General features: G+C 74.0%; 10 protein-coding genes. 6 read left to right on the top strand and 4 right to left on the bottom strand.

Annotated features, from left to right (window positions below; all coding sequences use genetic code 11):
- The 5 genes from ACFWEK_RS10845 to hrpA all read left to right on the top strand — a co-directional run.
- Positions 1-1,104: substrate-binding domain-containing protein (locus ACFWEK_RS10845; protein WP_430554052.1), on the top strand; the 1,104-nt coding region annotated here is incomplete at its 5' end.
- 52 nt (positions 1,105-1,156) lie between these two features.
- Entirely contained in the window at positions 1,157-1,705 is a 549-nt protein-coding gene (locus tag ACFWEK_RS10840; RefSeq protein WP_430554051.1) for a VanZ family protein, read from the top strand.
- Positions 1,706-1,833: 128 nt separating this feature from the next.
- On the top strand, positions 1,834-2,604 hold the full coding sequence (locus tag ACFWEK_RS10835) for a CPBP family intramembrane glutamic endopeptidase (protein ID WP_430554050.1): 771 nt from the start codon (positions 1,834-1,836) through the stop codon (positions 2,602-2,604).
- Positions 2,591-3,532: a CPBP family intramembrane glutamic endopeptidase gene (locus ACFWEK_RS10830; RefSeq protein WP_430547661.1), complete on the top strand. Its 942-nt coding sequence runs from the start codon at positions 2,591-2,593 to the stop codon at positions 3,530-3,532. Before ACFWEK_RS10835 ends, ACFWEK_RS10830 begins: the two co-directional genes overlap by 14 nt.
- A gap of 43 nt (positions 3,533-3,575) precedes the next feature.
- Complete coding sequence (gene hrpA / locus ACFWEK_RS10825) at positions 3,576-8,057, top strand: ATP-dependent RNA helicase HrpA (protein ID WP_430554049.1); 4,482 nt, start codon at positions 3,576-3,578, stop codon at positions 8,055-8,057.
- Between the two features lie 13 nt (positions 8,058-8,070).
- Here the strand turns inward: hrpA and ACFWEK_RS10820 are convergent, their stop codons facing one another.
- From ACFWEK_RS10820 to ACFWEK_RS10810, 3 genes are all read right to left on the bottom strand, one after another.
- The gene (locus ACFWEK_RS10820; RefSeq protein ID WP_430554048.1) at positions 8,071-10,302 is read right to left on the bottom strand and encodes a hypothetical protein; all 2,232 of its coding nucleotides are present in this window, start codon (positions 10,300-10,302) and stop codon (positions 8,071-8,073) included.
- 245 nt (positions 10,303-10,547) lie between these two features.
- A complete protein-coding gene (locus ACFWEK_RS10815; RefSeq protein WP_430554047.1) occupies positions 10,548-10,988 on the bottom strand; it encodes a DUF4267 domain-containing protein in 441 nt (146 codons plus the stop codon).
- Positions 10,988-11,458 (bottom strand): cupin domain-containing protein, encoded by a 471-nt coding sequence (locus tag ACFWEK_RS10810; RefSeq protein ID WP_430554046.1) that lies wholly within the window; start codon positions 11,456-11,458, stop codon positions 10,988-10,990. The genes ACFWEK_RS10815 and ACFWEK_RS10810 overlap by 1 nt, the downstream gene beginning before the upstream one ends.
- Before the next feature lie 85 nt (positions 11,459-11,543).
- Here ACFWEK_RS10810 and ACFWEK_RS10805 point away from each other — a divergent pair, with 85 nt between their 5' ends.
- Entirely contained in the window at positions 11,544-12,041 is a 498-nt protein-coding gene (locus tag ACFWEK_RS10805) for a MarR family winged helix-turn-helix transcriptional regulator (RefSeq protein ID WP_430547666.1), read from the top strand.
- 15 nt (positions 12,042-12,056) lie between these two features.
- Here ACFWEK_RS10805 and ACFWEK_RS10800 read toward each other — a convergent pair.
- Positions 12,057-12,836, bottom strand: a 780-nt coding sequence (locus tag ACFWEK_RS10800; RefSeq protein WP_430554045.1) for an endo alpha-1,4 polygalactosaminidase, incomplete at its 5' end; no start/stop codon positions are given.

Raw genomic sequence — 12,836 nt, 5'->3', positions numbered from 1 at the left:
CCCTTGGCATCCCCGCCGTTCGGCACCGCGCGGCGCGAGCACATCATGCGGGAGCTGCGCACCCACGGGACCGTCGCCGTCGGCGCGCTCGCCGCCCAGCTCGGCGTGTCCGCGATGACGGTCCGGCGCGACGTGAACGCGCTCGCCGCGAAGGGGCTCCTCGTCCGCGTGCACGGCGGCGCCGCGCTGCCGGAGCCGTCCGCGGGCGTCGCACCGGCGCCCGCACCCGAGCCCACCGCCCGGGGCTCGCGGCTCACGATCGGCCTCGTCGTGCCGCAGCTCGACTACTACTTCCCCCGGGTCGTGGCCGGGGCGCGGGCGGCCGCGGCACGCGCCGGGGCCCGGCTCGTCATCCGCACCACGGCTTACGACCCCGACGAGGACCGCCACCAGTGCCGGCGGCTCGCGGAGGCGGGGGTGGACGGGCTCGTCGTGACGCCCACGCTGGACGGGCCGCGCGTCGGCGAGCTCCTTGGCTGGCTCGACCGGCTGCGCACGCCGGTGCTGCTCGCCGACCGCCGGCCGCCGGAGATCAGCCCCTTCAAGAGCCTGGAGTGGGTGGTGTCCGACCACGCGTCCGGCGCGGCGACCGCGGTGTGGCACCTGCACGCCCAGGGGCACCGCCGCATCGGGCTGCTGTCGATCGCGGGGACGACGACGTCGCGCGCCCTCGGCCACGGGTGGCACGACGCGCTGCGCACCCTGGGGATCGACCCCGACGAGCAGGTCGTCGGGCACAGCGACGGCTTCGACCGCCCGGGCCGCGCCGACCGGCTCGCGTCGACCCTGGAGGAGATCCGGCGCACGGGCACCACGGCCCTGCTGCTGCACTCCGACCCGTTCGCGCTCACCTTCGCGCAGTACTGCCAGGACCACGCCGTCCGCGTGCCCGACGACCTCGCGATCGTCGCGTACGACGACGAGGTCGCCGAGCTGGGCGACCCGCCGCTCACCGCCGTCCGGCCCCCCACGTACGACGTCGGGCGGCTCGCCGTGGAGACCATGGTCGCCCGGCTCACCGAGGGCGACCGCCGCCCGACGCACCGCCTGCTGCTCGACCCGACGCTCACCGTCCGCGCGTCGAGCGTGCGCCCCCGGCGATGACCGCGGAGCTCCGCATACGCTCCCGCAACATGGCGTCGGGTGGGCTGGGGCGATGACCCTCCCCGCCCGCGCGTCCCGCCCGCGGCTCCTACCCCTGCTGTTCTCGCTGTACCTCGTCCTGCTCGCCTGGACGGTCCTGTGGAAGCTCGACGTCCCCCGGATCGGCGAGGCGGGCCAGGGCGTCGTCAAGCTCGTCCCGTTCGTGGCCACCGCCCACGCGGGTGCCAGCGAGCCGGCCGAGCTCGTGCTCTTCCTGCCCTTCGGCGTCTACCTCGGGCTCCTCGTGCCGTCGTGGCCGTGGTGGCGGGTCGCGGGCACGCTCGCGGGGGCCAGCGCGCTGCTCGAGGTCGCGCAGTACGTGCTGGCCGTCGGGAGCTCGGACGTCACCGACGTCGTCGTCAACACCGCGGGCGGCCTCGCCGGTCTGGGCGTCGTCGCCCTCGCGCGCCGCACCCTCCGGGCCCGGACGGCCGCGGTCGTGACGCGGTGGTGCGCCGCCGGGACGGTGCTCGCCCTGCTCGCGGCGGGGCTGTTCGTCGCCTCGCCCGTGCGCCTCACCGGGCCGCCTCCGGGGGACGTCGCCGTCAGCCGGACGTCCTGAGGCCCCGGTCGCGCGACGCGCCGACCACCCCGACGATAAGAGCGCGGCGGCGCGGCCGTGAACGGTCCGGGAACGTCCAGCGGAAGGCGGGTGGTGTCGTGCGCGTACGACCTCGTGCATGGATCGGCGTGGCGGTGCTCGTGGGGTACCTGGTGATCGTGGTGGTCGTGGCCGCGATCGCCGGGGTGCCGTTCGACGAGGTCGGGACCAGCGCGGAGTCGATCTACCGCTCCACGGTGCCGTCGTTCGTGGTCGGCGCGGTCTACCTCGTCGCCGTCACGACCGCCCTCGGCTGGTGGCGGCCCGCCCTGCACGACCGGCGCCCCAGCGCGCGCCGGTGGCCGATCGTCGTGCCCGTCCTCATGGCGCTGCTCGCGCTGGTGAGCTTCGCGCAGACCGAGTGGTCCGCCTTCGACGCGTCGTTCCTGATCGCGCTGCTGCTGCTCGGCGTCGGCGTGGGGTTCTGCGAGGAGCTGGCCGCGCGCGGCGTCCTGCTGGTCGCCCTGCGGTCGCGCTACCGGGAGGTCGGGGTGTGGCTGCTGAGCACCCTGCTGTTCGGCGCGATGCACCTGGCCAACTCGCTCTCCGGCCTGGCGCCCGAGAAGGCGCTGCTGCAGGGGGCGATCGCGGCGGGGTCCGGCACGGTGTTCTACATCCTGCGCCGCGTCACCGGCTCGCTGGTCTGGGCGATGGTGCTGCACGGGATGTGGGACGTGTCGGTGTTCACGGTGAACTTCGTCGACGACGAGACGATCCCGGTGGCCGGCCTCGCCACCCCGCTGATCGGGCTGCTCGGGCTCGCCGTCGTCGCGTGGGTCATCCGCGGCGCCGACGAGCGCACGGCGTCCGACGCGCCCCCGGCCGTCGAGGCGGAGGGCGCCGACCGTGCGCGTCCGTGAGCTGCCGTTCGTCCGTGCGATCGACGAGGGCCGCCGCCGGACGCCGATCTGGCTGACGTACGTCGTCGGCATCCTGCTCGCCGTGCTGGTGGTGCAGGTGCTGATCGGCGCCGGGATCCGGCTCGCGACCGGCCACAGCACCGACCTGTCCAGCTTCGCGTCCCAGGTGATCGAGGGCGTCACCGACCTGTGGCCCATCGCCATCGTCCTGCTGTGGGTGGTGCTCTACGAGCGGCGGCCCGCGGGGTCGCTCGGCCTGCGCGACCGCCGGTGGTGGGCCCGCATGCTGGTGGGGCTCCTGCTCGGCGGGGCGCTCGTCACGCTCGGTGCGCTGCCGTCGATCCTGTCCGGGCAGCTGGTCGTGACCGAGGGCGGGCCGGGGACGCTCACGGGATCCGCCGCCGTGGGTCTCGTCCTGGCCACCCTGCCGATCTGGCTGATCCAGGGCAGCAGCGAGGAGATCGTGTTCCGCGGCTTCCTGCTGCAGCGGCACCTGTACTCGTGGCCCGCCTGGCTGGCCGTCGTGTTCCTCGCGGCGCTGTTCGCGTTCATCCACCCCGGCGGCAACCTCCTGGCGAAGCTCAACATCACGCTGTTCGGCATCTTCGTGAGCCTGCTCGTGCTGCGGCAGGGCACCCTGTGGACGGCCATGGGGATCCACGCGGGCTGGAACATGGTGCAGGGCAACGTGCTCGGCATCGCCGTGAGCGGGGAGGCCCGGGACAACACGCTCGTGCGCCTGTCGCCCGCGGACGGGTCGAGCGCGGCCCTCACGGGCGGCGAGTTCGGCACCGAGGCGAGCGTGTACCTCACCGTGGTGCTCGTGGTCGTCGTCGCGGTCGCGTTCGTCGCGCTGCGACGCCACCTCGCACGGTCCGGCGGCGACGCGGAGGCGGGGGCGACGACGGGCGTGGCGGTCCCCGCGTAGCCGGGCACGAATCACCTTGCGGCGCTTGAGAGAATGGGACGTCGTGAGCACCGAGCCCAGCCCCGCACCGCAGTCGTCGTCGGACGACGGCGGTGCGCGTCGTCCCCAGGACCGGGGGCACGGTCGGGGTCGCGGGCGGGGCCGAGGGCGCGGTCGCGGGCAGGGCCGCGGCCCCCGGCAGGCGGGCCCGCGCCGCGTCAGCCGCGAGCAGCTCGAGAAGGCCGCCGCGCTGCGCGCCGCCGTCGAGGTGCCGCCGATCGTCTACCCCGAGCAGCTGCCGGTCTCGGCGCGGCGGGAGGACATCGCCGCCGCGATCCGCGACCACCAGGTCGTCGTCGTCGCGGGCGAGACGGGGTCCGGCAAGACGACGCAGCTCCCGAAGATCCTGCTGGAGCTCGGGCGCGGCCGGAAGGGCCAGATCGGGCACACGCAGCCGCGGCGGATCGCGGCGCGCAGCGTCGCCGAGCGCGTCGCGGAGGAGCTGTCCACCCCGCTGGGCGGCGTCGTCGGCTATCAGGTGCGGTTCACCGACGAGTCGAGCGACGAGACGCTCGTCAAGGTGATGACCGACGGCATCCTGCTGGCCCAGATCCAGCGGGACCCGGACCTGCTCGCCTACGACACGATCGTCATCGACGAGGCGCACGAGCGGTCGCTCAACATCGACTTCCTTCTCGGCTACCTGTCCCGGCTGCTGCCGCGCCGCCCGGACCTCAAGCTCGTCATCACGTCCGCGACGATCGACTCCGAGCGGTTCGCGGCGCACTTCTCGCCGTCGCACCTGGCCGAGATCGGCGGCGCGCCCGACGCCGTCGTCGAGGTCCTGCCCGACCACGCGCCCGTCGTCGAGGTCTCCGGCCGCACCTACCCGGTCGAGATCCGGTGGCGGCCGCTCTCCCCCGACACGGACCCCGACCAGCCCAAGAAGGCCAAGGGCGAGGAGAAGGACCTGGTCACGGGCATCGTCGAGGCCTGCGACGAGCTGATGCGCGAGGGCTCCGGCGACATCCTCGTCTTCCTCTCCGGCGAGCGGGAGATCCACGACGCCGCGGACGCGCTCGAGGGGCACCTCAAGGACCGCGTGCGGGACGCCAAGCGCCCCGACCACGTCGAGATCCTGCCGCTGTACTCGCGGCTGTCCGCGGCGGAGCAGCACCGCGTGTTCCAGTCGCACCCCGGCCGGCGGATCGTGCTGTCGACGAACGTCGCGGAGACGTCGCTGACGGTGCCGGGCATCCACTACGTCGTCGACCCGGGCACGGCACGCATCTCGCGCTACTCCAAGGCGACCAAGGTGCAGCGGCTGCCGATCGAGCCGATCAGCCAGGCGTCGGCCAACCAGCGCTCCGGCCGCTCGGGCCGTGTGGCCGACGGCGTCGCGATCCGGCTGTACTCGCAGGACGACTTCGAGAACCGTCCGGAGTTCACCGAGCCGGAGATCCTGCGCACGTCGCTCGCGTCCGTGCTGCTGCAGATGATCAGCGTCGGCGTCGTGACGACCCCCGACGACGTCGCGAAGTTCCCGTTCGTCGAGCCCCCGGACACGCGGGCCGTGCGCGACGGCGTGCAGCTGCTGTCCGAGCTGGGCGCGCTGGAGACGACGGACGGCGCGACGCGCCTCACCGACGTCGGCCGCACGCTCGCACAGTTGCCGATGGACCCGCGCCTGGCCCGCATGATCATCGAGGGCTCGAAGCGCGGCGTCGCGCGCGAGGTCGCGATCGTCGCCGCGCTGCTGTCCATCCAGGACCCGCGCGAGCGCCCGTCCGAGTCCCGCGCGCAGGCCGACCAGCTGCACGCCCGGTTCACCGACCAGTCGTCCGACTTCCTCACCGCGCTGAACCTGTGGGAGTACGTGCGCGGCCAGCAGCACGAGATGGGCTCGTCCGCGTTCCGCCGGATGTGCAAGGCCGAGTACCTCAACTTCCTGCGCATCCGCGAGTGGCAGGACGTCGTCGCGCAGCTGCGCGAGATGGCCAAGCCGCTCGGGATCGACATGTCGTTCAAGCCCCGCGCGGCGTCCTCGGTCGAGGACCAGGCCGCCGAGGTGGACTACCGCCTCACCTGGGACGACGACACCATCCACCGGTCGCTGCTGGCGGGGCTGCTCAGCCAGATCGGCATGCAGGACACCGGCGAGATCAAGGCGTCGTCGGTGGCGCACCTGCGCGGCGAGGCGCGCGCCCGCGCGCTGCGCCAGGCCGCCAAGCGCGCCCGCAACGAGTACGTCGGCGCGCGCGGCGCCCGGTTCGCGATCTTCCCCGGCTCGCCGCTGAGCAAGAAGCCGCCGGAGTGGATCATGGCCGGCGAGCTCGTCGAGACGTCCCGGCTGTGGGCACGCGACGTCGCCCGCATCAAGCCCGAGTGGGCCGAGGAGCTCGCCGGCCCGCTCGCCAAGCACACGTACTCCGACCCGCACTGGTCCACCAAGCAGGGCGCGGCCATGGCCACGGAGAAGGTGCTGCTGTACGGGGTGCCGATCGTCGCCGACCGGCCCGTGCTCTACGCCAAGGTCGACCCCGAGGCGGCGCGCGAGATGTTCGTGCGGCACGCGCTCGTCGAGGGGCAGTGGACCACGCACCACAGGTTCTTCGCCGAGAACCGGCGCCTGCTCGCCGAGGCGGAGGAGCTCGAGGCGCGCTCGCGGCAGCGCGGGCTCGTCGCGTCGGAGGACGACCTGTTCGCCTTCTACGACGAGCGCGTGCCCGACGACGTCGTCAGCGCCGCCCACTTCGACCGCTGGTGGCGCACGGCGCAGCGCGAGACGCCGGACCTGCTGACGTTCACCCTCGACCAGCTGGTCGACGCCGACGCCGTGGACACGTCCGAGTTCCCGGAGACCTGGACGCAGGGCGAGGTCACGCTGCCGCTGACGTACCAGTTCCAGCCCGGCGCCGCGGCCGACGGCGTCACCGTGCACGTGCCGCTGTCGATCCTCAACCGGGTCGCCCCCGACGGCTTCGACTGGATGGTGCCGGGCCTGCTCGACGAGCTGTGCGTGGCGACCATCAAGTCCCTGCCCAAGGCCGTGCGCGTGCAGCTCGTCCCCGCGCCGGACGTCGGTCGCGCCGTCGCCGGCTGGCTGCGCGCGAACACGCCGTCGTGGGAGGACATGACCCGCGCCGGCGACATGGCCGAGCCGTTCCACGCCGCGTTCTCCCGCGCCGTCCGCGCGCTGCGCGACGTCGTCATCCCCGACGACGTCTGGGACGCCGAGCGCGTCGAGCGGCTGCCCGCGCACCTGCGCATGACGTTCCGGGTCGAGGACGCCGCCGCCGCGGGCGCGACGGACACGGCGAGGGGCGCGCCGAAGGGGAAGGGCCGGAAGGGCAAGGGCCGTCGTCCCGCGCCCGTCCCGCTCGACGAGTCCAAGGACCTGCTGTCGCTCCAGAAGCGGCTCGCCGCGCAGGCCGAGGCCGCCGTCCGCGCGGCCGTGAAGGGCGCCGTCGGGCTGGCTCTGGAGGAGGCGCGACGCTCGACGGGCACCGCCGCGTCCGCGCCGGCAGCGCCGACGCCGGGGCGCCCCGTGCGGACCGCCCCCGCGCCGTCGGCGACCGGCGGCGCGAGCGCCGTCGTCCCGGAGCAGACCGGCCTCACGACCTGGCCGGAGGGCCTGCCCGACGGCGCGCTCCCCGCGAGCGTCTCGACCGACCTCGGCGGCGGGGTGGTGGTGCGCGGGTACCCCGCGCTCGTCGAGGAGGAGGACGCGCAGCGCAAGCCGTCCGTGGCGCTGCGCGTGCTGGCCGACGCGAGCGGCCGCGACGCCGCGCACGCGCGCGGGGTGCGCCGCCTGCTGCTGGCGGAGGCGGCGCTGCAGACGGGCCGCATCACGTCGCGCTGGACGTCGAAGCAGTCGCTGACGCTGGCGGCCGCGCCGTACCGGAACACCGAGGCGCTGGTCGCCGACCTGCAGCTCGCCGCCGTCATCGCCCTGACCAGCCCCGACGCGGAGAAGGCGCCGGGCACCCCGACGGGGGGCCCGGTCGCCGCGCAGGTCCGCGACGCCGCGGCGTACGCGGCGGCGCGCGAGTTCGTCCGCCGGCACCTGGAGGACGAGGTGCACCGGATCGTCGGGCACGTCGTCGCCGCGCTGTCCGCCTGGCGCACGGTCGAGGGCGAGGTCCGCGCGTCGTCGTCGCTCGCCCTGCTCAACACCCTGCAGGACATCCGCGAGCACGTCGCCGGGCTGGTCCACGACGGGTTCGTCGCGCAGACGCCGCCGCGCCGCGTCCCGCACCTGGTGCGCTACCTGCGCGCGGCGTCGTACCGGCTGGAGAAGGCGCAGACGAACCCCGCGCGCGACGCGGAGCTCGCCTGGCGCGTGCACGACGTCACGGAGGCCTACGACAAGGCTCGTGCCGCGTACGCCGCCGGCCCCGCCGACGCGGCCCGGGCGGCGGAGCTGGCCGACGTGCGCTGGCTGATCGAGGAGCTGCGCGTCTCGCTGTTCGCCCAGCAGCTCGGCACGGACGGCGCCGTCAGCGAGAAGCGCATCCGCAAGGTGCTCAGCCCGAACGGCTGGTGACCCCGGCCCCGCGTCAGCTCCGGTAGGCGGCCCGCCCGTAGCCGCTGCGCGGCGCGGCCTCGCCCTTCGGCACCAGGAGCACCTGCACCGCCGTCGGCCGCGCGGTGTACGACGACGTGCCGGACGCCGCGCCGTCGTGCGCCCAGCCCAGCCAGCCGATGCCCTGGACGTACGTGCGGTAGTAGAGGCGGTAGTGGTCCGCCATCGTCCCCGTGAGCCGCATGCGGTAGGCCGAGGTCGGCAGGCCGAGGCCCGTCGACCCGGCTGTCCGGTCGTTGCCGACGTACGCCCGCCATCCGTCGCCCTTGACCTTGGCGGAGACCTGCACGCTGCCGGAGTACCGGCCGTCGAGGTCCACCCGCACGGCGTTGAGGCGCTGGGGGGCGCTGATGCTCTCGGCGCGTCCCGCCGTCGAGCCCCCGCCCATGGGCACGCGCCACACCTTGCTCGGGTCCATGAACGCCTCGACGTGCACCTGCTTCTGCGTCGACCGCGAGTAGGAGGGCGCGTTGCCCGTCCCGGACGCCGTGGGCGTCGTCCCGTGGCGCAGCACCTTGATCTGCACCCCCTCGATGCGGCTGCCGTAGCCGATCATGCCCGACGTACCGCCGTTCGTCGCCCAGCCCAGCCAGCCGCGCCCGGGCACGTAGACGCGGTAGAACACGTCGTAGTACGGCGAGACCGGCCCGGCCGTGTCGATGCGGATCGCCTCGAGCCGGCGCTTCCCGCCGATGCTGCCGACGTAGGGCACCTTGTCGGTCTTCTGGACCTTCTGCCCCGACCACCCCTGGCCCTCGACGTAGCCGCTGATCTCGAACCACATCGCGGAGCCGTCGGCCGGGCCGGTGCTCGTGGTGTAGGCCCGGGATCCCGGCGTCGCCGACAGCATCTCCACGGTGTACCCGCTGCCGGGCCAGCCCGCCGTCTCGCCGTCGTGGGAGGTCTGGTAGCTGAAGTAGTGCTCCCAGTCGAACGCCGTGAACTTCACGCCGTAGTCGGCGTGCATCTCGTCGCGGTCGCCCACCAGGACGGACGACGACGTCACGGAGCGCGGCGTCATGCGCGGGCCGTGCGCGGTCACCCTCACAGCGATCCGGTGGCCCTGGTCGGTCGGAACGCCCAGATAGTCCTTCGTCGTCGCTCCCTTGAGCGCCTTCCCGTCGCGCAGCCACTGGTAGGTGTACGACGCCGGAGCGGGCGAGAACCCGGACACCCGGGCCGTCAGGTCGGTGGTCACGCTGACCCTGCCGGTGTCCGAGCCGACCGAGACCTTGCCGCCGCTGAACGAGCACGACCCGCCGCACACCCGCGCCGTCGTCACGACGGGCGTGGCCCCGGCGAACTGCCGGTACTCCACCTGCACGTCGCGGAACCCCGTCCCGAGAGCCGCCTGGTCGAGCAACACGCGCTCCGACATCGTGTCGAAGGTGGTGCGCCCGAGCTCCGCACCCGTCGATGAGCGGACGATCGCCTCGCCCATCGGGAACACACCGTGGAGGTTGGCCAGCTCGGATGACAGGTGGATGTCGACCGGGAGGCGTCCGTCGCCCGGAGCATCGTCTACCGACTCCGTGACCGTCGTCGCCGGCCGGGGCCGCACAGGCGCCCCCTTCGCGACATCGAAACGCTGAGACACCCATCCGCCGCGGAGGCCAGCGGCGTCCACCCCCACCACGCTGAGGTAGTGCGCGCCAGGGCTCGTCGGAACGACGGGGATCTCGACATTCCCGTCCGGGTCGACCTCGACCGTGCTCAGCGCGGCCGGGCGGGCGTCGGGGTCGTCGGAGATCCCGTACTCGTACGCGACCGCGTCACCGCCCACCCGCGGGATGACGACGAACACTCCGCCCACGCCCACGCCGCCGGCTGGCATGAACGGCGGGTAGACCCCCGGCTCGCCAAGCACCGGCAGGACGTCCGGCCGTGCAGGACCCACCACGAGGTCGAACGTGCAGGAGGCCGCCGGGCCTCGGACGTCGTCGGACGTGACCGCCTGCACGCTCAGGGTGTATGGCCCACCCTCGACGATGCCCGCCCGGCGCCGGTCGTAGTCGCCACCGCCGCGGCCTTCTCGGACCACCTGGTCTGCGAGGTCGAGATGCACGGTGCCGGTCGGACCGACGAGCCTGACGTGGGCGGTCGCCACCTCGGGGTCCTCGAAGCCGAACTCCACCGGCAGGCCGAGGTAGTCGTCACTCGAGAGCGTCGCGACGATGGGTTCGGCCCCGCACTCCTGGTGGTTCACCCACAGACGAGGCGGCGCGAGCTCCGCGGCCGGGTCTGCCGCAGCGGGCCCCGCCCCTGCCGCCACGAGCGCGACGCCGGCCGCTCCGACAACGAGCGACCGCAGGCCTCGGCCGAGGTTCTCCGAGCGGTGCCCGCACAACCATGGTCGATCGTGCATCATGCTCCCAGTTCTCGTCGGAACACCCGGACGTCGGCGTCCGAGGACGAGGACGCACGCTCGCCGAGCGGGAGCATAGCGCCAGGTCAACGGCTGCTGGAAGCGCCCTGGGGAGCTGCGGTCGGCGCCGCGGTGCGGGTCGCCGGTGCCGCCTTCTCGGTCAGCAGCAGGACGCCGGTGACCACCAGCGCGAGCGCGGTCAGCCCGTGCACGGCCAGCGCCGTGACGGTCGATCCGCCGGTGGACAGGATGAGCGCGGCGTCGCTGAGGGGCACGAGGGTCCAGATCGTCAGCACCCACCCGAGGGCACGGCGCTGCCCCGTGAGCAGGAGCGCGAGCGGCACGAGCCCGGACGCGAGGTCCCGGGCGCCCTTGGTGGCGAGGAAGGCCGCGGCGTCACCCTCCGGCCAGTCGGCCATGCCGAACTGCGGCGCCGTGGCCGCGGGGAAGAACAGGTAGCTGACGCCCACGTAGCCGATGCCGACGACGAGCAGCACGGTGAGCGTGGTGGCGAGGTGCTTGCGCATCAGGCACGCCCCCCGCGGGAGAACGGACCGAGAGCGCGCACGGCGGCACGGGTGACGGGCGACGTCGGCCGCATGACGTCGCGATAGCGGTGCAGGACGCCGGCCAGCGGGACGAGCCCGGCCCGCCCTTCGCGCTGCAGCCGGTCCATGGTCGTGAAGAACGCCTCGACGCGGCCGGCCGGGGTGCTGAGCCAGCGCAGGACCGTGGGCTCGTCCCCCGGGTTCCACATGTGGTGGGCGGTGCCGCGGGGGACGACGAACGACTCACCCGCGGCGTAGTCGCGCTCGTCGTCGGCGAACCCCACCCGGACGGTGCCGGAGAGCACCGTGAACTCCTCGTCGTGGTGCGGGTGCACATGCTTCGGCGGGCGCTCGCCCCGCGGTGCGTAGGTGGCCTCCACCTCGAAGCGGTCGGCGGTGGAATCGAGCACCCGCAGGGACTCGGACCCGTTGAGCGTCAGCGTCGTCATTGCTCCTCCTCAAGTTACTTGTGCGCGAGTGACTTGACCCGAAGGTAGACCGCAAGTAACTCGCGCGCAAGCTAAAGTGCCCGGGGTGGACGACAACGACCGCATCGACGCCCTGGTCCAGCAGTGGGCCGACCAGCGCCCCGACATCGACCGCGACACGATGGCGCTGCTCGCGCGGCTGACCCGCGCGGCCGCGCTCGTGGACGCCCGGACCGAAGGAGTCGCGGCGGAGTACGGCGTGAACCGCGGCGACGGCGACGTCATGTTCGCCCTGCGCCGATCGGGCGAGCCGTACCGCCTGTCCCCCACCAGCCTCGCCCGGGCGCTGCTCATGACCACGGGCACGATGACGGGCCGGCTCGACCGGCTGGAGAAGCGCGGCTGGATCGTCCGCGTGCCGAGCGCCCACGACCGGCGCAGCCTCGACGTCGAGCTCACCCCCGAGGGCCTGCGCCTGGTGGACGAGGCCGTCACGAAGCACGCCGCCGGCCAGGCCGACGCCGTCGCCCCCCTCACCAGCCGCGACCGCGCCGACCTCGACCGCGTCACGCGCAAGCTCGTCGCGCACCTCGCGCAGGGCTGAGCCCGCGCGACGGCGTCAGCAGGCGTCGTACACGTAGCCGCCCTCGTCGGCGGCGACGAGGTCCCGGTCGCGCAGGATCGTCAGCGGCGCGCGGTCGTCCCGCGCGCAGACGTCGTCGAAGGTCAGGCCCGCGTCGTCGAGGGCGTCGGGGTACTCGACCTGCAGCACGCGGTCGCCGTAGACGTCGGTGTACGCGGCGCACTCGTCCCACGCGGCGCACTCCTCGGTGACGGCGAGGTCGAAGCCGAGCTCGTCGTGCGCGACCCGCGTGATCTCGGCGGCGTTCTTCTGCGCGACGGCGAGCCCCGCGCCGTGCGCCAGGTCCACGTACGCCCGGGCCAGCGCGTACGCGCCCGCCTCGTCGATCTGGTCGAACCGCGTCCACGTGTCGAGGTTGTCGAGCTCGACGGCGTCGAAGCCGTCCTCCGCGCACCCCGTCACCACCGGCCCGAGCACCTCGAGGATCCCCGCGCGCTGGTCGGCGGTCGACGGGTCCAGCACGTGCTCGTCCGGCCAGTCCGGGTCGACGACGAGGTCGCCGTCCGCGTCGTGCAGCAGCAGCTCCTCGCGGTCCGCCCACAGGTCCGCCTGGTCGGGCTGCGTCTGGAAGCCGTTGACGTAGCAGACGGAGTACGCCCCGGGCAGCGGGTCGGCCGTCGCGTCGCGGACGACGACGTCGATCGACGTCGCGCCCGCCGCCTCGTCGTACGCGCCGCCGAGCTGATAGTCGAAGGTGCCGCTCGTGGGCGGCAGCGAGACCTCCGGCGGCGTCCCGGGCGCCGCGGCCGAGGACGC

The sequence above is a fragment of the Isoptericola sp. NPDC060257 genome, assembly GCF_042726645.1.
In the GTDB taxonomy this organism is placed as follows: Bacteria; Actinomycetota; Actinomycetes; order Actinomycetales; family Cellulomonadaceae; genus Isoptericola; species Isoptericola nanjingensis.
The sequence above is the reverse complement of the archived record's forward strand: the minus strand, read 5'-3'. Positions and strand labels throughout refer to the sequence as shown.